The sequence below is a fragment of the Helicobacter sp. CaF467b genome (assembly GCF_022664765.1).
GTDB classification, from domain to species: Bacteria; Campylobacterota; Campylobacteria; order Campylobacterales; family Helicobacteraceae; genus Helicobacter_D; species Helicobacter_D colisuis.
Window position 1 is genome coordinate 1 of sequence record NZ_JALAIY010000005.1, and the last position, 23,019, is coordinate 23,019.

The window sequence follows — 23,019 nt, forward strand, 5'->3', positions numbered from 1 at the left end:
GGGTTAGAAAATACTTGAACTAAATGTGAGTGCATATGCATAGTTACCCCACACCCCAACCATCAACCAACACAACCACTTCAACACAGCTTCCTTTTCATAAAGCGACTTGTCGCTTTATGATAGCAGTCGGATTATCCGACTGCTATAAAGGAAGCTGTGTTGAAGTGGTTGTGTTGGTTGATGGTTGGGGTGTGGGGTAACTATGCATATGCACTCACATTTAGTTCAAGTATTTTCTAACCCCCGCACTCTTTTAGCAACTAATAGGATTTGCTTTCGTTCAATATTTCCTGTGTATATTTGTTTTTTCTTTAGTTTAAAATCTTTTAAAAAAGTGCAAGATTTTATTTAAAAAATTAAGCTTATTTGTGTAAGATTTATGTTAAAATATTGATTATAATTTAACAAGAAATAGGATAGTAAATGTCAAGAATTGAGCTTGAAAAATACAACGATATGAGTTTAAAAAAATTAGTTAGTTTTCTTGAGAAAGAAAGCATTAAACTTAAAGAGTTAGAATCTAATCTGCAAACAAAGATTCAAGAAAAAAGCGAGTTAATCGCACACTTGAAACAGATGATTAAAGAGCGTGTGGATAGTGAGAATTAGGGTTTAATTTGATTAAAAATCTTAGTAATTGTTTTATAATTTAAGATTATTTTAAATAATATTTAATATTTTTTTAAAAAAATGCTTAAGGTTTCTTTGAAAACTTAAATTTTTAAAAAACTGCATAAATGCCTTTTAAATCAATTTTACCTCTTTTTTAGTATATTTTTATTATTTATGGTATTTTTTGTTTATTGTTGCCCTTTTAAGCTTTATTTTTGTGTATCTTTGTTTGTATTATTTGTTTTATTTTCATATTTATTTTTAAGGTTTTAAATTAAGATTTAAGATTTTTAAAGGGGTAGGAATTATAGAATAAGAATAAGAATAGTGCTAATCTTCTTAAGTTCCTTAAATACGAAACTTTAAGTTTATTTTAAGTCGTCTAGCGCAAACTTTCTTGTGTCTAGCGCAAACTTATTTTTTAAGTTTTCTAGTTAAAAATAATGTAGCAATAGTATTTTAATATCGTAAATAATGTTGTTTAAATGATTTAAGCCAAAATTAGTTATTTTTTTTAAGTTTTCGGTGTTTTTTTGTTTAAGTTTTCTGCAGAGCTTAATTTGCGAAAATTTCACAAAGTTTTTAATGCTATGTCTCAAAATGTTGCGAAAATTTCGCTATACTTTTAATATAAAATAAATCACCAAAAGGTCTAAAATAATGGGGTTTTTAATTGTTTTATCATTCTTTTTTGGAGCAGGATTTTTCCTCTTTGGATTCTTTTCCTTTAGATACTTTATGTCCTTATTTTTTAACACAGATAGCAAAATATATCTTTTAGGGACGATACTAGAAAATTTCTTTGCTAACTTACAAAGGAGACATTAATGCTTCTCTTTCCGATTCTTTTTACATTTGAAATTTGTTTTGCGTATGTATTGGGTTTAAAGCTTGTTACAAAGCTATTTTCTATGAATCTTAGCAAACCTATATTAGCCCTTTTATTTATCCCCATTGTTATTGTTTATGTATTTTTTGCATTGTGGGCGTTAGATACTTTTCTCTTAATGCTAGGAGCAGATTTGTTTCATTACAAGGGATTCTTTGTAGATAGAGATGGCAGAATCAATTTAGAAACTTTCTTTTTGGGGGGTGCGGAATGAATGCAAATTTTGTAAAGTTAGATTCTAAGACAATCGCTAAGATTTGTAGAACTTTAATCGTTTTAACGATTCTTGCGTATTTGGTGGATAAGATATTAATTAGTAGCCCCTCGTTTTCAGATTGGAATTTTAAAAACAATTCTATTTTCACAGATTTTAATATCTTTATCATTGTTTTTGTTGATTTTTTCTTTGTTTTTGCAATAATTTATGAGTGTTTTTATAATCTTAGAGAGAGGATTAAGACTAAAACTCTACGCTATATTTATATGGTTATTGCAGGATTGATTAGCTGTATGGCAATGCTTATTTGTTTTTTAATACAAGATGCAATAACGCTTGGAATAATTATGTCTCTAACATTTGTCTTTATGTTTATTTTTATGTTTATAGACAAGATTCTATGTAAAGCTAGGGGACAATAAACAATGGATAAATTCAATAATTCAATTAATGATTACAAACAAAAGATAGATGAGATTAATAAGTGCCAAAAAGATATTGAAAGAATATCAGAAATCATCAAAACAAAAGAGCGAGAACTAGAAGAGGCGCACAAAATGATTAAAAAAAGACAAGATGCTATTGCCAATAAAGAAAAAGAAGCTGAAGAAATAAAAAAGAGCAAAGAATATAGGCTTGATTTAATCCAACAATCGCAAATCGTTTGCAAAGATAATTTGATGAGAATGCAAGAATTTATAATTTACAAACAATTAATTTTTTGTCAAGAAATAACAAAGAATTTTATCATTTGTCCTCAAGTTGCAATCAAAGCTTTTATTGATAATGAGGAAAGAAAAGAGAGTGGAGATTATGAAATTTTTAATAGATACAAAGAATTATATGTAGATTTTTTATTGATTTTGAAAGATTTTAGTAAAAACTCCTCTATTCCTTTTGCTGTCCTAGAATTTTATGGAAAAGGGCATTATCAAAGTGAAAATGTGGAAGTAAATGATAAGGTTAAAGAAATGGTTTGTAGAAAAGCTGGATTAGAGTATATTGTTTTGCGTATTGAAGATATATGCCAAAAAACAAATGACGCGTATATAGATGAGTTTAAACTAAAAGCATTTGTGGAAACTTTAGCGACTAATTTAAATAATGTTAAAAAGTCTTAGTTTTAGCCACTTGTTAAAATCTTTTATGATAAAATGCAGTGGTTAAAATAAGGAGTTTTTTGGTTCTCCGCAGGGTTAAAATCCCTAAAAAACCAAGATAAAATTGAGCTTCTTACAAGTTAGGCTTTTTCAATCATTTTGACAATCATAATAGAAGCTCCAAAAAAAGCCACTAATGCAAATATAGCACAAAGTATTCCTATCATCACAACTCCTCAATACGATTTAGAATATTGTATATTCTTTTGCCTAGAATATACAATATAACAAAACTCAAAATAATTCCCAATGCAATGAGTATTCCTTGTATTAAATCAATATGGCTATAATTGAGAACTGAATATCCAAATATACCAAAGATTGCAGTTAGAAAAGCCAATATTAACGCCTTTAAAATATCAACCTCTAGCTTGATTCTATCTTTTTTACTCATAAGAAAATTATAACACAAAATTTAGATTAAGCATAGAGAAACTACTTTAATCCTTAAAAACAAAAAATCAAGCCACAAAGGCTCTCTTCGCTAGATTAGCTTCTATGCCTTGTGCTATCATATCGTCTTGTTTTCCATCAATTCCTACTAAGCTCATAGCCCAACTTGGTCCCGAAATGATGAGTTTCCACATAATGTAAGAGGAAGCCAATTTTCCAAAAATCACCAACAATCCTGTAATAGCACCCACAACAAAATTCGTATGGAAATTATACCAACTTGTTTCAATCCCACTAAATTGTTCCACGCTCATAAAAACAAAAATCTCGTCTATTAAAGTATGGACAAATAACGCTAAATAAATAAACAGCACAATTAAAATAGGCTTAAAGAATATCGCGATTCCGCTTACCAAGAAATCTACAATCTTACTCATTCTTTTTGTTGCTAGGGCAAAGGCAACTACAAAAGGCGAAATGTAGAAATATTTACAAAGAGATACAAGATAAGATACAAAAACGATAATGGAAGCTGTGGTGCAGACTAACAAAGGAATTTTTTCAAAAGTCCATTCTGTTAGCATAATAGCAATAACATATCCTCCGATTGTGCCGACAATCGATGAAATTTGTCCTGCTAACCATCCTAATGCTCCTCCGAGAATTGAGCCAACGCCAGGGGCAGCAGAGCCAATTGCTCCTCCAATTATAGCAGAAAGTGCGGTATAATTTTCTTTAACAAAATCTTTAATTGCACTTGCGCCGGGTAGCATCATCCATACGAGCTTCCCAGCCAAGCCTCCCATTAAACTATCATTGATTTTACCTTTGGATTCTCCTTGCGTATATCCTTTTTCAGAAAACTCTTCAACATTTTTTTGATTTTTTTCTGTGGCTTCTTTTACATTATAATTCACGATTTGGTCGTCTGCAAAAACAAAGGTTTGTGCTAAGATTGCGGAACTTGGAGTTATTAGGGAATTAATCCACCCAAGTTGATTTTCTCTTTCACCAAAATAGGAATCTAGTTTATTAATTTTATTTTTAATATTGTCGCTAGAATTGAATTTCTTAATTCCATTAAGTTGAGTTTGAACCCTATCTAAATCGTTTTTAGCTTTTAAAATTTCAACTTCAAGAAAAATACAAGCTTCAAGAGATATATCTTGGTCTTTTCCTGCAACTTGATTAAAGTCTTGCCGATATACTTCTTTAAATTTTTTCTTTTCTTCCTCTGTCAGAGTCGTAAAATAGGATTCTTTTTGAGCAGAGTATGGCTTAGCATATCTTTTGGCACAAGTGTTATTGTAGATTGTCTCTCCTTCTGTTGCAATATATTGTTTCTCGTATTTTTGGTTTAAAAGTGAAACAACTCCTGCATAGTTAATCCCACCTATGCTTTTATAAATTTTATCCATATAGGTTTTACCACCAATCGCACTTGCCATATCGGCTATTTTAGTGGATTCTGTTGTAAAATACCTAATCGTGTTTTGAACCATTGTGGAATGCGCCATTCCATTTGCTTCTGGGATTGGCATAAAGAATGTTCCAACCATAATAAGCGGGATATAAAATTTGTGTAAATAAGGTTGATTAGAAGCGTTTTCACCCCTATTTTCTAAATAGACTTGAAGTTTGTTTGCGCCGATACTTGAAATATAGAATCCGCCTACCACCACAAAGAGCAAGATTTGTAAATGTTGGTAGATTTTTTCCATATTCATAAACAAATCCGAAAAGTAAGCCATATTGTTTTTATTGAAGCCATCAACTGCAGAAGTTTTTTGATATTCCTTGCCACTTATAGACATTGGCATTTGAGGATTTATTGTGTTACTAATCAAATCATCAGCTAGTCCTACAAAAAATTTCGTGACTTTATTTTGTTCGCCTCTTTGCCCTATTTTTTCTAAACTCACAAAATCTAATCCATCTTTTAAAACTAAAGACCCTAAATTTTTTGTCTGCTCTCTGTCAATAATGTTTGGATTTAGAGTTACAAGGGAAGATAAAAAATGCGACATTGTCAAAGAATTGCTTTTTTCTGTGTATGTAATTTTGGATTCTAAAAAGTTTTTATTCTGATTTAAAAGGCTTTCAAAAGATGTTGCCTCTGTTTCAAATCCTTTTCTGACTTCTTTTCTGCAAGTTGCGTTAGTTTGGTTTGCACTAAATTTCAAATCTAAATTTAAATCTGATTTTTCATACACCTTACAAAAGGTTGTTCCATTGGCAAAGTCAAAGCCGATGATTTGCGTTGCATAGCCATCATTAACTTTTCGGCATTTCCATTCACATTTAGAGTTTTCCACGACTGAATCATTGAGGGGGAAAACTTTTTTCATTTCCTCTGTATCAGCGGTGGCATTATTTGCATAAAGTATATTCAAAGACAATAAGAGAAAGACTACAATTCTTTTCATTTTCTATTCCTTTTAATTTGGTATTGTGTTTTTAAATAAGAATCTTGGGATTCTTGATTGTCTTGAGACTTATCAATTTCTAGTGTGTCGTTTAAAGAATTAGTATTTGTTGGATTTGATAAATTTTGACTGATATTGTTCAGTTTGTTTTTGAATTTTGAGAAAAGTTTGCTTGAGATATTTTGGTTTTCTTGATTCTTTGGAGAATCCTCTTTACTTAAAGAGGATATAACTTCTTTTTTTAAATCCTTTAAGCTAGGAGAAAGTGTTTTTTCATAGGCTTCAACAACTTTATCTTTATTGAGTTTTTCTATGAGCCTTTTTGTTTCATCTGCTAATTGGATTTGTCTTTGGGATAAACTTGCTCCAATGTTAAAACTCCCATTTCCATAAGTGCTGAATTCTTGAATATTTCTGTTTGCACTCTTAAGTTTTCCGCCTCCTGCCTGAATTTCACTGCTTCTTGCAATTTCTGCTCGGCTTCTATTCTCTCTCTCTTGGATAATTCCTCTAATTCGTCCAATGACATTGCGGGTATATCTTTCCACTCTTGTGGAATCTGGTTGCTTGATAGGATTTGCATTCTCTGCCTCCTTTAATTCTTTTTGAATATTAATTTTATCAAAATATTCCTTGCTATTGGGTTCAAAAAGATAAATTTCTGCATTATCTTTATCAATGACAAAATGAAAATTAGTTTCTGATTCTAATTCCTTAAGTTTTAAGAGCAAATCAAACTCTATATTCATTTCCTACCTCTTACTAACTTATAAAAACTGCTCCACTTTTGAAAAAGAAAAATTACTTTGTTAATTTATGTGTGATTTTTGAAGCAACTTTTTCAACAACTTCCTGTGCGATTCCAACAGGTGTAGGATTTTTAGCCATATTCAATCCTGCTTTGACAACATCTTTAGAAGTTATGTCTAGTTTCGCATTTTGTCCTAATTCTTGGCTGTCGTCTATTTTATTTTTAACGATTCCAAAGGTTAAATCTTGCACATATTTATTCTGCATATTTTTGCCGATTTGCTCTTTTATATCTTGACTAAGGCTTTGATTTGTTTCTAGCTCGTTTGTCATTATAGTAAAGAGTTTTTCTTTGGTTAGTCCCTCATTGATTTTAAGCTCTCTTAACAATTCATTTTTCTTATCGTTTTTAAATAAATCGTTTAGTAAATCTTGCAAGAATGCAAAAAAAGTTTTATCACATAATGAATCATCAGCATTGATTGATATTTTTGTGCTTTTTAAGTTTTTATCAATCTTACCAAGATTGTTTTTAAATTTGCTAAAAATGGAATCTTTAGGATATTTCAATTCCTTTTGCATTGCTTGTGTTGCCATTTCTGTCATTTTATTGCTCCACTTTGTAAGTTAAAAATTTTGCGATTATAGGAAAAAGAAAGAAGTAAAATATAAAAATTGGCTTAGTTTGTTTCAAATGCAATACTTTAAGTAAAGTTTAATTTTTCAATCCCCCTTTTTTCTTACAATCCTTTTGAAATTTTTAATAAAAGGATTTGTAATGTTGAAAAAATACGCAGAAAATCGTTATTTACAGCTTTTTTTGCAAGTTGCCTTAGTATTTGGCTTATTTATGCTTTTTAGCCCACATTTGAGTGCCGATGAATTTGACGCTGTCAATGATATTTTAAGTGGCGGAGATAAAGCAGGTAAAAAGGCTTTAGGAACAGGTGTTACTTGGGCATTTGGTGTGGTTTTACCTTTCATTTGTATTATCGCTGGAGCGATTCTAGGCTACTCTTTCCAAAAGAAAAAATCAGAGCAAGAGCAAAACACTACAAAAATCTATGTTGTTACTGCCATTAGCGCAATTGTAGGATTCTTTGTTTATGCCATTGTTGCAATGGTTATCTCAAGAGCTCTCTTTGGCGATGCAAACTTTATTTTCCAAGTAATTAATGATTTCTGGAAGTCATCAGTGCAGTAAATATTAATTGATTAAAGCAGGGGGGGGTATTTAATCCCCTTTTCTTAGTATAGGTGTAGGATATGGGATATGCAAAATAATAACTCTAAATTTTATCAAGTAGAAATAAGAAACAATAGAAAAGTGAAAAATTTTAGAAAAACTGAAATTTTAGATTCTAAAGAAAAACTAGAATTAGAAATAGATTCGGATTCGCAAACAAACGATACAGATAAAAAACGCTTTGAAGTATTGATTCTAAAATCTTTAGAGCATATTGAAGGTATGATGGTAGATTTGACTAAGGATAAAGTTGATACAAAAATAGCTATTCTTGATGGACAAATATCAACAATTACTTCAGAAATAGCTTCATTAAAAAAAGATATTTATATGATTAGGACAAACCTGCTTCAAAATATTTCTCAAATTCAATCTTTAGCCCAAGAGATAGAGGAAATCCAAGAATCTAATCAGAGCGATGATGCTTTAGAGGGCAAAATTCAATTTCTTTTTAAACAAAGCCAATCTCAAGCGCAAGATGTAGAAAAAATAAAATCTTGTATGGAAGTCTTTAGCTCACATATTGGAGTTTTAGAGAAAAAAAGTGAGAAATGGACAGATAAATTTAAATTTGGACGAAAGCCTAAAAGCATAGCAGAAGAACAAGTTTTTAAGCAACATATTATGGAGCTTAATAATTCAAAAGTGCATTTTGCACTCAATGATGATTAACCAAAATTAAAAGGAGACATAATGGAAATGTTAAACAAAGAAGAAAAGAAAGAGCTTAAAACGCTTTACACAAAACTAAGCACACTTTATAAAGAAAAGGCTAATTTAGAAGTCTTGAAAAAAACTATAGAAAATACTCTAAAAGAGGAAGTGGCTTCAGTTTGTGAAATTAAAAACAAGCAAGGAGAGATTCAAGCCAATAAAGTGAAAATGCCTTTGATTGCTTCTATTTTAGATGAGCTTTATAGAGAGAAACCCAATAAGAAAGAAGAGGAAATAAGCACCTATGAAGCTTACAAAGATTCTATCACAAGAAAAAAAGTAAATGAGGATTGTATCAAGAACTTTTTAAGTGCTGTAGATTCCTTAGAGGAAAACAAAACCAACATTAAAGAAGCTTATAAAGAGAGTTCTATTCTCTCCAAAGAAATTTTAGAAGCACTCAATGAGGTTGTGAAAGAAGAGTTCAAACTTGCTTTAAATGACGAGCTAGAGAAAAATGGCTATGAAGTTAAAGAAGCAAAAGATAAGAGCAAGATTGAGGAATTAAAACTTGCGCTATTAGAGGTTTTAAAGGGCTAAATATGCGTATAGCTAGAATCTTTTTGTGCTTTTTCTTTCTTGGTTCTTTTGCGTTTCCTTGTGTTTGCTCTATGCAAATTACTGAATCCTTTAATAACTATACAACGCATATTGCGGATAAGCTAACCACGCAAAAGGATTCCATAAAGACATTAACAAAAAGTGTTGATAAAAACACAGAGAGCCTAAAATCTCAAAACACTCTTTTAAATCAAGAATTAGCACTTTTACAAAAGGAATCCTTGCAAAGTAAAGAGTTGTTATTCTTATTAAAACAAGCAAACCGCTTAAAGTAGGACAGAATGAAAAAGCTTGTATTCCTTTCTCTCTTTTTTGTTGGCTCTCTTAGCTTTGCAGGTGTTTGGAGTTCTTTAAGCAGTTCGGGGATTCATCAGGCGTATGCTGAATTAAACTCATTTGTAAGCCAAAAAAATGCCGAAATTAAACAATTTTGGGACACAAATATTAAAAATTTGCTTGAGAAAATCAATAAAGAGAGCCAAGAGAAAGAAAAGAATCTCAAACAATTAGAAGCATTGCAAAAAGAAATTCTTTTAAACAAAGAAGAGATTAATTTTTTACTAAAACAGCATAACGAGCTTTTAGGTGTTAAAGCCAATGTCAATGGAATATAAAGGAATCCTATGAAATTGTTAAGAATTATTGTAACGCTTAGTGTTTTTACTTCCTTTGCCTTTTCTTATTGTGTTTATGTGGATTGCAGTATGCCAATTCAATCTGCAAAAACGGATTCCAAAATGGAATTAGAAAGAAAGTCTCAAGAGGTAAAAAAAGAATTAGAGCAGTTAGAAAAATCTTATCAAAAAAAGCTAGAAGAATTATCCACGACCAATGAAACGCTTAGGAAGCAAATTGCACTCTCTAAAAACACACTTTTGGAGTTTAAAGAGTTAATCTTTTTATTAAAGCAAAGAAATCAAATTGAGGGTAATGTCATTAATCAGGAGGCAGTAACAAATGAAAAAAACATTAAATATTAGGACAACTAAGTTCCCTTATTTCTTTTGGGGATTTAATAAGGCTTACGAATGCGAATTAGATTTTGATACAAAAACTTATAAAAATTTAGAAGCAAATACAAGCTATTCTTTTGAGCCTTTAAATGTCTATGCGTTCTTGTTGCTAAAGTATTTTCCTTTGCTATTTATCTTTTACTTCACTTTTAGTATTTGGGATTTTGCCTTTAGCAAATTTACTCTAAGTGCTTATCTTTTAGCATTCTTTTTAGCTTATGTCGTTAATTGCTTAGAAAACCTTGCAAGAAAGGCAGGTGTTGCTGTTTTAATTGTTATTACTTTGGGCTTAAGCTATTTGATTAAAGATTATTTTCTGCTTGCCTATGTCTTTAAATACTTTTTGCTTTTAAGCGTTTTTATTATCTTTTTCCTTGATTTAAAGCTTCAGCCATTTTGTTTATTAAGTGGAAGAAAGGTTGTAAGCTGTTTTTGTTTAGATAAAAAGAGTTACACAAATCAAGAAAAAATTACTGAAACAAAGGAATAGAAATGAAAATTTTTAGATTTGCATTTTTCACACTACTTTTAGGCTTTGGTTGTGCGTTTGCTAATCCCCTAGAGCCTAAAAACTTTATAGCCCCCACACAACGCGATTTGAATCAAAACAACAATCAAGATTTGAGTGATTTAAGGGGAAATGAGTTTTTATTAAATTTAAATCCTAAAGAAATTGACGCAGTGCAGAAAAAAGAAGCGGAAGTCAAAGAAGCGTTTGACAGATTCTCACAAAAAGAAATTAATTATAAGCCTGTAATTCGCCCTTTAGCGAGTATGGATTCTATCTCTTTGCACCCCTATTTTACCTTTAGTATTCTTTTACCACAAGGAAGCGTTATTCAGCATATTGATTCAAGCTCTCCAATGGCAGTTTTAAAGTTTGAAAACAATGCAATTTTACTGCGTCCCAATAGTGATTTTAAAATTTCTAATCTCACAATTCTTTATAATCTTAAAGGGCAAAATCAGATTTTAAATCTGCTGACTACATTTTATGAAAAAAATGCAGAATTAGACAAACTCAATCTCATCTACTCTTACACAGAAACAAAGAAGCTAGATTCTTTAGAAGTGATTAATGCCTATATTAAAACCTATAAGGCGTTGCCACAAGAAAAATATTCCTACATTCAAATTAATGACATCACTTATAGAATCGTAGAAGATGATACCTATGGAAATGTTTTTATCAGCGGTAAAAAATATCGCGTAGATAATAACACAATTTACAAATAAAGGAGAGAAAATGATAAGCTATGAAGAGCAACAAAGACTTAACAAGATGCCAAGAGATATGACTATATCAGAGATTAGGAAAGAACTTGATGAATTAAATATCAAATACACTTTCTATGATTGCCACGCAGGAAGTAATAATTCATCTTTTACAATTTTTAATGCTCAAGTGATTTGTCCTGTTGGATATTCTTTAGATAATGCGATTTATGCGACAGATAAAAGTAATTGGCTAGTTTTAAACAAAGAAAGCATTAGTAAAGAAAAAGTAAATGGCTTAATTGAATGGCAAAACGATAGCGAGTTTTTAGAATTAGGGATTCCAAGAATCAATCAAGAAGTTAAGCTTTATCAAGCAGTAGATGATTATAGCCAAAATATTATCCACACGATTAACTATCATCTTGCTAAATTATTTTTAAAAGAAAATATCACAGATAAAACCTTTGATGGAATGCCTTTAAGCGACTACATTGAGAATCAAAAGCAGGTTTTTAAAGAGCTTTTAGGAGAAAGATTTACCCAATATAATGAAAACTATGTCGGTGAGCTGTTAGTAGGAATAGCTCCAAAAGTTCAACAAGAACAAGATTTAAATGATAATCAAGAAACCCAAACCCATAGGCTTAAAAAACGCAAATAAAGGATACAAATGAAAACTTACAAAGAAATTGCAAAAGAGCTTGAAAAATTAGATTACAAAGAGTTAATTCAAGCCATTTTTTACTTTGAAAAATCTTGTGAAATTGAAAAGAAATACAAATTTGATGAGAAAAAAACAGATGAAATTTTAGAAAGGGCTTATTCTTTTTTTATGGAGAGCGACTTTGGAAGCTTTATAGACGAAAGGTTGCTTGATAATATAGATAAATTGATGGAAGAAGTTTCGGTGGAAAATAAGACCACTCAATTTAAAAAACGCAGATAAAGGAAATAAATGAAAGTATTACAAAAAATAGCGGATAAAACACATCAAGGCTATGCTATAAAGGCAAAAAGGCTAGTAAATTTTGACAACACAAAGCATTTTTCAATACTTGGCTATGCAAAAGATTTCTATCAAGAAATAAAGCAAGAACAAAACCAATCTAATATTGCCAAACCTTTAAATCTCAACATAAAGTCTTTCCTATGAAACTATTTATTGCAGAAAAACCTGAACTTGGACGCTCAATCACAGAAGCCATTAATGCAGAAACAAAAGAAAAGAATAAAGGCTACATTGTTAAAGGGGATTCCATTATCACTTGGGCTTTTGGACACATTTTACAACTCGCAGAGCCTGAAGATTATAATCAAGCTTATGAAAAATGGAATCTTGAATCTTTGCCGCTTAAATTACCTTATCCTTTTAGGAGAATCCCTATTGTTAGTGCAGAAGCACAATTAAAAACAATTGTGAAATGGATAAATAGCAAGGAAGTTACAGAAATAATCCATTGTGGTGATGCCGATGAAGAGGGACAGATTCTTATAGATGAGATTTTAGAATATACAAAAACAAATAAGCCTGTTTTTAGATGTCTCATTAATGATATTACGCCCAAAGCGATACAAAAGGCAATGTCTGCAATGCAACCAAACACTAAATTTAAAGGATTAAGCGAAAGCGGTTTTGCAAGAAGTGAAGCAGATTTTATCGTAGGAATTAATTTAACAAGACTTTACACGCTTTTAAATCGCAAGAATGGTGGAGCAGGTGTTGTAAGTGTTGGTAGAGTGCAAACACCAATTCTTGCTTTAGTTGTTAATAGAGAGCTAGAGAATAAAAACCATAAGAGTTTAGAGTATTTTTCTATTAATGGAGACTTTACCATTCAAGATTCTATGATTAAAGCCCCTTTAAAGTTGGAAAAAGAGGAGAGAATTACAGAGGAATCTCAAGCCTTAGAGATTAAAAGTAATTGTGAGGGACAAGAAGCACAATTAACCCTTACAAAAGAGGATAAAAAAGAATATCCACCACTTCCTTTTAATCTCTTAGAGCTTCAAGCAGAATGCTCTAAGCTTTTTGGTTATTCTCCCGATAAAGTCTTAGAAAAAACACAGAGCCTAAGAGAAAAGCATAAAGCCATTTCTTATAACCGAAGTGATTGCCAATATTTACCTGAAAATATCTATTCAGAATCCCCACAGATTATAGAATGTTTAAAAGCAAACTTCAAAGAAGATATAGGACAAAACAATACAGATACTAGCATTAAATCTAAAGCCTTTGATGATTCTAAGCTTTCGGCACATTATGGAATCATTCCTTTACAGACTAAATTAGACTTAAATAGTCTTGATAGTGCAGAGCTAGAAATTTATAGATTAATTGCTAAGCGATTCTTAATGCAATTTTATCCCCCTTGTCTGTATCAGAGCTTCAAATTTAGCTTCAATGTTAAAGGATATATTTTTGAAACCACTAAGCGACAAGATATAGATTTAGGATTTAAAGCACAATTTGAAAAAGAATCAGAATCTAGCAAAGAAAACTTAGATTTTAATACTCTTTTAGATTCTAAAGTCGCAACTTGTCAAAGTGTTTCTTTATCTAAAGAGAAAACAAAACCAAGACCGCTTTATACAATGACAACACTTCTAAAAGATTTGAATCAAGTCTCTAAATATGTCAAAGACGCAAAAATTAAAAAGCTTCTTTTAGAAAAGGATAAAGACAAAAAGGGAGAAAGTGGAGGCATAGGCACACCTGCAACAAGAAGCAATCACATTAAAACGCTTATTGATAGAGAATACATTAGCGTTAGCAAGGATAAAAAACAAAATATCAAAGTGCTACCCAAAGGCTTTAAATTAATAGAAAATCTCCCCCAAATGCTAAGTGGTGTAGATATGACAGCCCTTTGGTATGAACAGCAAAAAGAGATTCAAAGCGGAAGTCTAAGTAGAGAAGAATTTTTAAGGGGCATTAATGCCTTTATTTTAGAATTAACACAAGAAAACAAGGAGAGTAAAGTGAGTTTTAATCAAGCAGAAGCAAAAGAGCAAATCAAATGTCCTAAGTGTGAAAATGGAAACCTAAGAGAGATGAATGGCAAATATGGCAAATTCTTTTCTTGCTCCAATTATCAAAATGGTTGTGATTTTAAAACAAAATCCATTAATGGCAAACCTGATTTAAATCCACAACCCAAGCAAGAAGCGCAAACAAGTGAATATCAATGTCCAGAGTGTAAAAAAGGATTCTTGATTAAAAGAGAGGGAATCTCCAAGAAAACAAACAAACCTTATAATTGGTATGGTTGCAGTGAATGGAGAAGTGGTTGTAAATTTACTTGCTTTGAGAAAGAGGGTAAGCCGAATTTAGATGGGAATAATGAGGGCAGTTGAACTTATAGAAAAAAGCAAAAACAAAAAAAAATAAATAAAAGGAGATAGTCAATATGGATAAAGTAGCACAAATTTTTTCTCGCAAAGATAAAAACAATGAAGTAACTTATTATGGCAATGTGCGTTTTAATCAATTAAATAAAAAAACCAAAATAGAAATGTTGCAAGAGGAAAACAGAAGCCTAATCTTTAATAATAATTATTTGGCTGATAGAGTATTAAAGCTTGAAAAATTCATAATATCCGAAAAAGGAGAACTTCCATCTCGAGAAAAGCTTGGATACCCAGAAATAATATATGAAAAATAAAGAAATTAAGATGAAACGAAAAACAAGTTGTATAGAAATTGTTTTTACTATTCAAATCCAACTAGAAAAGATTCAAGAATTTACAATTGATAGAATCACTTTGGAAAAGCTTTTAAATTTTAATAAAAAACGAATAACGCAAAAAGAATATGATTTTCTTGTTATTCTTAATGATAAAGCGGATGAATATTTTTACAAAAACATTCCTTATTCAAATGAAAAGAATCTCTTTTATGGTTTGCCAAAAAATATAGAAAAACACTTCAAATTGCCTGAAAAATATAAGGTTCTTTGCATAAAGGAAAAGATAGAGCAGGATTTTGAACAAATACTTTTTAGAGGTGAAAAATGAAATTCAATCAAATGATTAGGTTATTACAAAGAATCCTTATTAATGCAAAAGGAATCAGTGTCCCTTTATTGATTTTTGTTCTTGTTTTGTTTGTATTGCAAATTTTTGTTAAAAACCTTGAAAGTCAAGATATTAATGCAAAAGTCTTAAGGGTAATTGATGGCGATACGATTGAATTTTTAAATCAACAAGAGGATAAAGCCTATAAACTAAGATTATTCGGCATTGATGCACCCGAATCCAAACAAAGCTATGGAAAGGAAAGCAAAGAGTATTTAGAGAATCTAATTGCCAAACAAGACATTAGGATTCAAATAAAAAGCAAAGATAAATACCAAAGATTAGTTGGAATCATTTTCTTAGGAGAAAAAGACATCAATAAAGAGTTGGTAAGAGCTGGATTTGCCCATTCTTATGATGATTTTTCTTTAAGATATTTAAGTAGTGAAAATTATGCCAAGAAAAATAAATTAGGACTATGGCAACAAGAAAATGTCATATTACCAAAAGACTTTAGAAAGAGGGCAAAACAATGATTAATCTAAACAAGAAAGGAGACACGATGAGTGAGGACAAAACAGAATCAACACAAGATTTAAAGAAAGAGAAAAAGCAAGTGCAAAGAACAGAATCTCTAAATTTTAAATGTGAGCAATTCTTTGGTAAAAATTGGAAATTTGTAGGGGGATTCATTGCTTTAGCTCTTTTAGTTTTAGCCTATGAGTTAAGCGAAATTAGTAGCAGAATGCAAAATTTAGAAAAAATTGTTTTTGAAAACAATAGCAAGGTTGTTTTAACCACAAGCGATGGACGCGCCATTAAAGTAACTAAAGAGCCATTAAAGGCAGAATACTTAAAGCAGTTTGCAACTTCTATCTTTGTAAATGGCTTTATTGTGAGTAGAAGTCAATTGACTAATAATTTTGAAAAGCCTAACTTCAAAGACTATGGAGAAGCCCTAAATAACATTCCGCATTTAAAAAATATCTTAATTAACTTTATAGATAGCAAGGCAGACCCCGAACAGAATATAGAAGTCAATAAAGTAGCAGTAGGCGACTTAAGAGCGTATGTGCAGTGGCTTATTTCTGCGGTAGCACAAGATAAACTCCCCGAATATATCGCGATTAAAGATTATAGCCTAGAAAAATACGAATACGATGGGAATAAATTTAACCTAGAGTTAAACATTAAAGTCATAGCGCAAAGCTACATTCTAAGCCAAAACAACTACATTTCACAAGATGGAATCTTTAAAATTGTTTCGCAAGGAAGCTTTGATTTGAGTAAATCAAGCGACATTAATCCCTATGGAATGAGAATCAACAGAATTAAAGTAAATCCAATCGTTAAATCTAAACAGGAGACATTCTAATGGAAAAAACAGAAATTGACAAACTCTTAGAGAGAATCACAAATCTAACTCTTAATTTACAAAAAGAAGTAGCAGAGCTTAAAGAGGATACGCTAGTGAATGCCTCACATATTCAAATTATTAAAAGCTCACATTCCGACAATTTAAATAATTTAAATAACAGCGTTAGCGGTATTGTTAGCTCAACAAATGAGTTTGTAGATGAGTTATCAGAAGAGTTAAATAAAAAAAGCGGAGACAATTATACAGAGTTTCTAAAATCGCTTTTAGCAGACGATTTTAATGCCTTGCAAAAAGAAATGCTAGAAGATGGTAAAAGAGAAATTCTAAATGCAAAGTCAAATACGAAAAAAAGCGGAGGTGGAGGAAATATATTCTTTTCTTTCATAAAGGATATGAGCCCTTTTATTTCTCTTGTTAGTTTCATTCTTTTGATGATTATTTGTTTTAAATTTAATATTTTTGGAATGTTGCTTAAATGAGACAATATAAAGCACAATATAAAGCCATAGGCGAAAACTCTCATCACAGCCCTACAAAATGCAGGGCTAACTCACCTTATTCTTTTAAAAAAATTCTTTTTTCATCTCTTTTTTTTGTTTTTTCTCTATTGCCTTGTTTAGCTTATGATGATTTTCAAATTGCTAATGCGCTTAAACTAGCTTCGGCAGAAAATGATATTGATAAAAGGATTCTTTATACTCTTGCCAAAATTGAAAGTAATTTTAATCCACTCATCATAAGCTTTACTGCAAAGCACACTAATTTTCATTTTAAGAATCTCCGAAAAAGCGTTAAAAAATACAAAGACAAATATTTAATTAACTTCAAAGGAAGCGAGGAAGATTTACAAAAGGCTTTAAGGGTTCTTTTGCAAGATAAATCATTAAAGATAGATGTGGGGTTAATGCAGATTAATAATATTAATTTCAATAAATCCGAGATTCCTTACATTTTTAATCCTAGCTACAACACCAAAAAAGCCACACTTGTTTTAAAAGAATGTATCGCGCAAAAAGCTTTGATGAAAGATTCCATAGAGTGCTATAACAAGGGCTTTAGAAAGGTATCGCATTTTGATTATTATGCGAGGTTTAAAAAGAGTTTTTTAAAAGATTTTGGGGGAGTGAAATAGAATGAATGAGAAGTTAATTAATTTTCTAAAACAATCTATTGAGTTTTTTAAAAATCTTGTTAGGAATGACAAAAACAAAAAAGAAAGCAATGAGGCTTTGCAATATTCACAAGTGGCGCAAAATGTGGAAACTAAATCACTTAAAGATGAAGTCTTTACTGATTCCAAAGGTAAAGAGCATATTTTAACCAAAGAAACGCAAGAGCAATGGCTAAGCACTTTTGGGTTAAAAAGCTTAGATGAAGCCTATATCCCAAAGCAAAGCGCGGAAGTTAAAGAGGCTTTGGGAGGGAAAGAGATAAAGCTACAACTAGGCAGTCTTAAAAAGCTTGTTTCACAAGGCAGAGAGGAATTTATACCACAGATTAAGCAAGTGTTAGATGAGCCAGAAGCGGTGTTGAAAGATGAAGCGGGGGATTTTTTGCTAATCAAACACCTAAAAGACGATGATTATTTTGTGAATGTTAGTTTTGACAATGGCGAGTTTTTAATTAGTATTTCAAATGGCATTAAGGAAAGCAATAATCTAAAGAATAAGCTAAATGCGGGGGCTGAAGTATTGTATCAATCTCCAAACGCCAGTTCTATCTTGCAAACGCTTTTACAGGCTTCGCGATACTCCACCAACAAGATTGACAATGAAAGTATAACACAAAACACTAATTCTTTCTACTCAAGATTCAAAAATCGGTTAAAAAATATTGACAATAACCTAGCAAAAGAGAAAGAAAAGCCCAAAGATACACAAGAATTAAAGGATACAGAACACCATAAATCACAAAGGAGACAAAAATGAATTTAGCACTTTTAGCACTAGCAGGAGTTGGAATCACAGGAGCATATTTTGGATATAAGAAAAAAGACCCAAGCGTAAGTATTAGTAATTGCTTTTTAGATAAACTTGCTTCGCCTTTGTATAATCTTTTTGTGGAATACCATTCTAATTCTCTTTTTTTGGTAGATTCCATTCAAGAGGATTGTATCATCTGTAACACTCCCTACGAGAAGCTTTATGGTATAGAAATCACTTCAAGTGAAAATATACAAAAATATATCCAAATAGAGAAAATTAAAGAGCTAGTTAGGGATTCTAAAGAAAGCGATGATGGATTCTTTTATTATGTTCTCTTTAAACAAGAAAAATGTCAGAAGCAATACATTTTCTCTCATTCTAAAATCATCGCTCAATCCCTAGCAAATTACTTTGATTTAAGACTTTTAAGTGGTTTAGAATTAACCAATGTGCTTTATAATTTGTTTTTACAAAATAACTTTTACCAAGAAAATAAGCAATTAAAACAAGCCCTTAGCATTAAAAAGGATACTTCCTATGCTGAACCTGAATTTCTAAGCTTTAAGCGTTTAGCCAAACAAGCCATCGCAAATAACCATAAAAATGTAAAAATCTTTCAAGCCTACAAGCATTTGGAAATTAAGCAAAGCGAGATTCAAAGCCTTTTTTCTTTAAACTTTAAAGGCGCGATTTGGTTTTATATTGACCTTTCAAGTTCTCACATTAAAAATCATATTTCAAGGTTATTGAATTATGCAAAATTAGTGGGAGATAAAAGACCATTTATAGAGCTAGAACAAAGCTATCATAATAAAGAATGCGATTTAGCCCTTGTTAATGCGGTTGCCTACCTAGAAAAATATGATGAGGAGATTATCGGGCAATTAGGAAGCTCTTTAAAGGTAAGTTTCTTAGAAAAAGAACTTTTAAGGACGAATCATTTGCAAAAGAATCCTATTAAATTTAGAGATTCTGAATTTGATTTTTTAGTCAAAGAGGATTTTTTATTTAATTTTATTGCTTCAATTCATAAAAAAGATACGCCAAAGCCTGATATTTTTGGAGTAGATAAGAATGGCGCATTTATCAATTATTCTTTTAGTGCAGAGAATGATAACCCACATATTGCAATCATAGCCAAGCCCGGTTCTGGAAAGAGTGTCAGCAAACAAAAAATTATGTCTCAAATGATAGGATTAAACTTTTCTAATGGCATTTGTTTGAATTTAGGCAAAGGAATCGGACAGGTAAGAATTAGAAGCTATGATATTGGATTTTCCGATGAAAAGTTTATTCTACTTATCAAGTCTAATCCAAATAACAGCGTAGCACACATTGAATCAGATTTTTATGGATTCTCTTATAATCTAGTTAATCTCCCAAGCTTAAATAATATGGAACTCTTTGAGGCGGATTTGCAATTTAATATTGACCTAGCCTCTGTAATTTTAGAATCCCAAAATGCAGAACCTTTAAGTATTGCAGAAGTGGCACATTTTAAAGAGGTTGTTAAAAAGGTTTATAAAACCAAAGAACACCAAAGATATAGGGTAAGAGATTTAAAACAAAAAACGCAAGAAGCTTATGATAAATTAATTGCTTTAGGATATGAGGAAACAGCGTTTTTAGATACGATACAAGAGGAGGAATTTGATTATCTCAAAAAGCCATTACTCATTGATATTGTGAAATTTGCAAGGAAAGAATCCGCAAATATGCAATTAAAAGAAGAAGAAAGAAAAGATTATGAATCTTTAGCGAGGAAATTGGATTCCATAGAAAAACTAGATTTATTCTCTAATTTTGATAAAGTAGATATTGCCGATGTAGATGTGCTGTCAATGGATTTGAATAACTTTAAAGAAAGCTCACTTTTTACGCCGATATTCTTAGCAATATTCCAAAAAACTTACTTAAAGGATAGAGAATTTGCGTTGAAATGTAAAAGAGAGGGACGCCCTGCACCTAAGCTTTTTTATGCCATAGAGGAAGCAAAGAACTATTTTAGAATTCCATATTTTACGACAATGTTTGAAAAAGTCGCTTTAGAAGCAAGAAAATACAATGTCCATTTATGCTTTGTCGTGCAAAATGCAGAGCATATTCCTTTGGGAATCTTAAAAAACCTAGATACAAGGATATTCCTTTTGCGCCCTGATAAAAAACTAGAGGTTATCCAAGAAGCACAAGAAGCATTAAAGATTCCAAAGAATGTGGAAATTGGACTATTAAACACAAACAAACACGAACTTTGCGTATGGTATAGTAGCGGTGTTTTTAATATGAAATTTGAGATTAGCGATGATGAAATGAAAGTCTTTAGCACTAATCCGAATGAAGTTTAAAATAAGTTTTAAGTGTGTATTTAAATATTTTATAAATAGTTTAATAATTGTTATTTAATATTTTTATAATTGTATTTAAAATGTTTAACAATAATTATTTAAATTTATTTAACATATATTTAAGAGAAAATTTAATATTATTCCTAATTATCTTTTATGATATAAGGAATACGCAATGATACCAATTAGTGTTTTTAGAGCCAATTTTGATGAGTTAAATATTAACAATCTTAGCAAAAGAGCTTTACTTGATAGTTTAAAAGTGTTTTATCAGGATAATGAGTATGAATATATAAATTTCTTGGAAAGTGTTGGAATTAACTATTATGAAGAGTTCAATAACATTTTTGAACTAAACAATACAATTAATAAAGAGATTAAAATTTTAAATGACATCGCCACAAAACAAGAATTAGACAAATTTGACTTTAGAGCTGTTAATTTACTCAAACGCAATCTCAAAGAAATCAATGACAGCGAATACTATAAGATGAATCTTGATTTAAGACACTTAAATGACAATTCTACATTGAGCGCGATAAAAGATGCTTTTATTTTAACAAATGGCGTTTCTCTTGTAGAGTTTAAAGACATTGAAGATGAAAGAATCAGTCTGATTTATCATAAAAAAGGTGCAATGGTTTATGATGGTGAGCTTTTATTGCATAATGCAAGAGCTGATAAAGTGCAACTGCTAGAAAACTTTAAAGAGCCAAAAGACAACAACTTTATCCTTACTAGATTTTTGGTTGATTTTTCACGCAAATTAAAAGAGCTTGGAATCAATGAGAGTTTTTGCTATACCTATGAAATGGGTGGAAGCACAAAAGAAGTAATCAAGGATATTGATGAGATTCTCTATTGGGGAGATTTAAGCAAAGAGGAAAAAGAGGAGAAAAAAGAATCCCTAAAAAAAGAGCAAGAAATAAGCAATAAAGCAATAGAATTGGCAAAAACTGAAATCAAAGAAGAAAGAAATTCTTTAAGAGATTCCTTGAAAAAAGAATCCAAAAATGAAGTCTTAGAGGAAAAAACTCTCCCAAGATTAAACAATCTAAAAAACACTAAGTTTGAGAATCCAAACAAAGAAACTAAAGAATCTCACCAAAATGTTGAATCTCCAAAGAATGAAATAACTTCAGAAGAGCAGATTCAACAAATCATCAATGAGAGCTTTGAGGTTTATACTCAAAAAGAAATTGAAAAGACAAATATCAGACTTGAAAAGGCAAAGAAAGATAGCTTTAATGCCTATGAGGATTTAAAAGCAAATCTAAGAGATGGTTTGAGTATCCTAGAGGCGATTAAAAACATTCAGCAAAAGTATAGAAATGAGGATACAATAAACTTTGCTACGCTACTTTTTAGCAAAGATATTTTAAATCTTAAAGCCAAAGAAGAGGAAATTAAAAGCTTAACATCAGAATTAGAAAGCTCTTATAGCCTACAAGAAAAGCTTAATGATGAAATTACCAAGAGAGAAGAGACAATCTCTAAGCTCAAAGGCACAATGCAAGGCAAGATTAATGAAATGACAGCCTTAAAATATGAGTTTGAAGAAAAGCTAAGAGAGGTAGCAGAAACAGAAATAAAATTAAAAGAGCTAGAGAGATACTCTCAAGAGCAAGAGACAACCATTAGCGATTTGGATAATGAAAATCAAGAGTTAAGCGATAAAAACAAAGAATTAAACAATGAGAAAATCAAGTTAGAATCTCAAAATGAGTTTTTAAAGGCAAGAGAGCAAGGCTTTATAGAACAACTCAATGAACTTAAAGAGGAAGTAAAGGAGAAATTTAAAAAAGAAATTGAGCTAGAAAAAGCAATAGCCGAAAATGGATATTTGCAAGAAACGATAGCAGGATATAAAGAAAGAGAAAAAGAATCCGCAATGCGAATCAATGAGCTTAAAACAGAAATACAAGATGGTTTTACAAAAAAGCTTGAGCTTGAGAAAACTATTTTTGCAAAAGAATTTGAACTAGAGCAATCTATTTCAGAAAATAAATTTTTACACGAAACTATAGCCGACTTCAAACAAAGAAACAATCTCTTGGAAAACAAACTTGATGACATCTCTAAAAAACTAGAAATGGAGAATCATCAAGAGGAGCAAAAGAAGCCAAGAAGAAGTAGGGATATTTTGGGGGATTAA

Annotated in this window: 29 protein-coding genes; 26 read left to right on the forward strand and 3 right to left on the reverse strand. The window is 30.8% G+C overall.

All coding sequences use genetic code 11. The annotated features are described in order from the left end of the window. Nucleotides 1–35 precede the first annotated feature (35 nt). From MKD52_RS08125 to MKD52_RS08145, 5 genes are all read left to right on the forward strand, one after another. The gene (locus MKD52_RS08125) at nucleotides 36–203 is read left to right on the forward strand and encodes a hypothetical protein (protein WP_242099944.1); all 168 of its coding nucleotides are present in this window, start codon (nucleotides 36–38) and stop codon (nucleotides 201–203) included. 223 nt (nucleotides 204–426) lie between these two features. Further along, nucleotides 427–612 (forward strand): hypothetical protein, encoded by a 186-nt coding sequence (locus MKD52_RS08130; RefSeq protein WP_242099945.1) that lies wholly within the window; start codon nucleotides 427–429, stop codon nucleotides 610–612. An 830-nt stretch (nucleotides 613–1,442) separates the two neighbouring features. Next, complete coding sequence (locus MKD52_RS08135) at nucleotides 1,443–1,718, forward strand: hypothetical protein (RefSeq protein ID WP_242099946.1); 276 nt, start codon at nucleotides 1,443–1,445, stop codon at nucleotides 1,716–1,718. Further along, on the forward strand, nucleotides 1,715–2,143 hold the full coding sequence (locus tag MKD52_RS08140) for a hypothetical protein (protein ID WP_242099947.1): 429 nt from the start codon (nucleotides 1,715–1,717) through the stop codon (nucleotides 2,141–2,143). The genes MKD52_RS08135 and MKD52_RS08140 overlap by 4 nt, the downstream gene beginning before the upstream one ends. Nucleotides 2,144–2,146: 3 nt before the next feature. Further along, a complete protein-coding gene (locus MKD52_RS08145; RefSeq protein ID WP_242099948.1) occupies nucleotides 2,147–2,842 on the forward strand; it encodes a DUF2726 domain-containing protein in 696 nt (231 codons plus the stop codon). Nucleotides 2,843–3,342: 500 nt separating this feature from the next. On the opposite strand, the gene MKD52_RS08150 is transcribed toward MKD52_RS08145, so the two are convergent. The 3 genes from MKD52_RS08150 to MKD52_RS08160 are packed head-to-tail and all read right to left on the reverse strand — an operon-like array spanning nucleotide 3,343 to nucleotide 7,056. Beyond that, entirely contained in the window at nucleotides 3,343–5,700 is a 2,358-nt protein-coding gene (locus MKD52_RS08150; protein ID WP_242099949.1) for a hypothetical protein, read from the reverse strand. After that, nucleotides 5,697–6,449 (reverse strand): hypothetical protein, encoded by a 753-nt coding sequence (locus tag MKD52_RS08155; RefSeq protein ID WP_242099950.1) that lies wholly within the window; start codon nucleotides 6,447–6,449, stop codon nucleotides 5,697–5,699. The genes MKD52_RS08150 and MKD52_RS08155 overlap by 4 nt, the downstream gene beginning before the upstream one ends. Before the next feature lie 52 nt (nucleotides 6,450–6,501). After that, nucleotides 6,502–7,056 carry a hypothetical protein gene (locus MKD52_RS08160; RefSeq protein WP_242099951.1) on the reverse strand — a complete coding sequence of 185 codons (555 nt, stop codon included), beginning with the start codon at nucleotides 7,054–7,056 and terminating at the stop codon, nucleotides 6,502–6,504. A gap of 172 nt (nucleotides 7,057–7,228) precedes the next feature. Here MKD52_RS08160 and MKD52_RS08165 point away from each other — a divergent pair, with 172 nt between their 5' ends. The 21 genes from MKD52_RS08165 to MKD52_RS08265 all read left to right on the forward strand — a co-directional run bounded on the left by MKD52_RS08165 (nucleotide 7,229) and on the right by MKD52_RS08265 (nucleotide 23,019). Continuing rightward, nucleotides 7,229–7,654 carry a hypothetical protein gene (locus tag MKD52_RS08165; protein WP_242099952.1) on the forward strand — a complete coding sequence of 142 codons (426 nt, stop codon included), beginning with the start codon at nucleotides 7,229–7,231 and terminating at the stop codon, nucleotides 7,652–7,654. Between the two features lie 69 nt (nucleotides 7,655–7,723). Next, nucleotides 7,724–8,368, forward strand: coding sequence for a hypothetical protein (locus MKD52_RS08170; RefSeq protein ID WP_242099953.1), 645 nt, complete (start codon nucleotides 7,724–7,726; stop codon nucleotides 8,366–8,368). Nucleotides 8,369–8,389: 21 nt separating this feature from the next. Beyond that, nucleotides 8,390–8,950 (forward strand): hypothetical protein, encoded by a 561-nt coding sequence (locus MKD52_RS08175; RefSeq protein ID WP_242099954.1) that lies wholly within the window; start codon nucleotides 8,390–8,392, stop codon nucleotides 8,948–8,950. A gap of 2 nt (nucleotides 8,951–8,952) precedes the next feature. Then, on the forward strand, nucleotides 8,953–9,246 hold the full coding sequence (locus MKD52_RS08180) for a hypothetical protein (protein ID WP_242099955.1): 294 nt from the start codon (nucleotides 8,953–8,955) through the stop codon (nucleotides 9,244–9,246). 6 nt (nucleotides 9,247–9,252) lie between these two features. After that, nucleotides 9,253–9,585: a hypothetical protein gene (locus MKD52_RS08185; RefSeq protein WP_242099956.1), complete on the forward strand. Its 333-nt coding sequence runs from the start codon at nucleotides 9,253–9,255 to the stop codon at nucleotides 9,583–9,585. A gap of 9 nt (nucleotides 9,586–9,594) precedes the next feature. After that, entirely contained in the window at nucleotides 9,595–9,951 is a 357-nt protein-coding gene (locus tag MKD52_RS08190; RefSeq protein WP_242099957.1) for a hypothetical protein, read from the forward strand. Then, nucleotides 9,929–10,474, forward strand: coding sequence for a hypothetical protein (locus tag MKD52_RS08195; RefSeq protein WP_242099958.1), 546 nt, complete (start codon nucleotides 9,929–9,931; stop codon nucleotides 10,472–10,474). Before MKD52_RS08190 ends, MKD52_RS08195 begins: the two co-directional genes overlap by 23 nt. Before the next feature lie 2 nt (nucleotides 10,475–10,476). After that, nucleotides 10,477–11,220, forward strand: coding sequence for a hypothetical protein (locus MKD52_RS08200; protein ID WP_242099959.1), 744 nt, complete (start codon nucleotides 10,477–10,479; stop codon nucleotides 11,218–11,220). A gap of 10 nt (nucleotides 11,221–11,230) precedes the next feature. Continuing rightward, entirely contained in the window at nucleotides 11,231–11,863 is a 633-nt protein-coding gene (locus MKD52_RS08205) for a hypothetical protein (protein WP_242099960.1), read from the forward strand. A gap of 9 nt (nucleotides 11,864–11,872) precedes the next feature. Further along, nucleotides 11,873–12,148: a hypothetical protein gene (locus MKD52_RS08210; RefSeq protein ID WP_242099961.1), complete on the forward strand. Its 276-nt coding sequence runs from the start codon at nucleotides 11,873–11,875 to the stop codon at nucleotides 12,146–12,148. A gap of 9 nt (nucleotides 12,149–12,157) precedes the next feature. Then, nucleotides 12,158–12,355: a hypothetical protein gene (locus MKD52_RS08215; protein ID WP_242099962.1), complete on the forward strand. Its 198-nt coding sequence runs from the start codon at nucleotides 12,158–12,160 to the stop codon at nucleotides 12,353–12,355. Beyond that, nucleotides 12,352–14,556: a DNA topoisomerase 3 gene (locus MKD52_RS08220; protein ID WP_242099963.1), complete on the forward strand. Its 2,205-nt coding sequence runs from the start codon at nucleotides 12,352–12,354 to the stop codon at nucleotides 14,554–14,556. Before MKD52_RS08215 ends, MKD52_RS08220 begins: the two co-directional genes overlap by 4 nt. Nucleotides 14,557–14,609: 53 nt before the next feature. Beyond that, a complete protein-coding gene (locus tag MKD52_RS08225) occupies nucleotides 14,610–14,864 on the forward strand; it encodes a hypothetical protein (RefSeq protein ID WP_242099964.1) in 255 nt (84 codons plus the stop codon). A 10-nt stretch (nucleotides 14,865–14,874) separates the two neighbouring features. After that, entirely contained in the window at nucleotides 14,875–15,216 is a 342-nt protein-coding gene (locus tag MKD52_RS08230; protein WP_242099965.1) for a hypothetical protein, read from the forward strand. Beyond that, complete coding sequence (locus tag MKD52_RS08235) at nucleotides 15,213–15,752, forward strand: thermonuclease family protein (protein WP_242099966.1); 540 nt, start codon at nucleotides 15,213–15,215, stop codon at nucleotides 15,750–15,752. The genes MKD52_RS08230 and MKD52_RS08235 overlap by 4 nt, the downstream gene beginning before the upstream one ends. Before the next feature lie 26 nt (nucleotides 15,753–15,778). Beyond that, nucleotides 15,779–16,591 (forward strand): hypothetical protein, encoded by an 813-nt coding sequence (locus MKD52_RS08240; RefSeq protein WP_242099967.1) that lies wholly within the window; start codon nucleotides 15,779–15,781, stop codon nucleotides 16,589–16,591. Then, nucleotides 16,591–17,073, forward strand: coding sequence for a hypothetical protein (locus MKD52_RS08245; RefSeq protein ID WP_242099968.1), 483 nt, complete (start codon nucleotides 16,591–16,593; stop codon nucleotides 17,071–17,073). Before MKD52_RS08240 ends, MKD52_RS08245 begins: the two co-directional genes overlap by 1 nt. Continuing rightward, nucleotides 17,070–17,726, forward strand: a complete 657-nt coding sequence (locus MKD52_RS08250; RefSeq protein ID WP_242099969.1) for a transglycosylase SLT domain-containing protein — start codon at nucleotides 17,070–17,072, stop codon at nucleotides 17,724–17,726. The genes MKD52_RS08245 and MKD52_RS08250 overlap by 4 nt, the downstream gene beginning before the upstream one ends. A 1-nt stretch (nucleotide 17,727) precedes the next feature. Continuing rightward, complete coding sequence (locus MKD52_RS08255) at nucleotides 17,728–18,522, forward strand: PBECR2 nuclease fold domain-containing protein (RefSeq protein ID WP_242099970.1); 795 nt, start codon at nucleotides 17,728–17,730, stop codon at nucleotides 18,520–18,522. Next, entirely contained in the window at nucleotides 18,519–20,864 is a 2,346-nt protein-coding gene (locus MKD52_RS08260; RefSeq protein ID WP_242099971.1) for a hypothetical protein, read from the forward strand. Before MKD52_RS08255 ends, MKD52_RS08260 begins: the two co-directional genes overlap by 4 nt. A 175-nt stretch (nucleotides 20,865–21,039) precedes the next feature. After that, the gene (locus MKD52_RS08265) at nucleotides 21,040–23,019 is read left to right on the forward strand and encodes a hypothetical protein (protein ID WP_242099972.1); all 1,980 of its coding nucleotides are present in this window, start codon (nucleotides 21,040–21,042) and stop codon (nucleotides 23,017–23,019) included.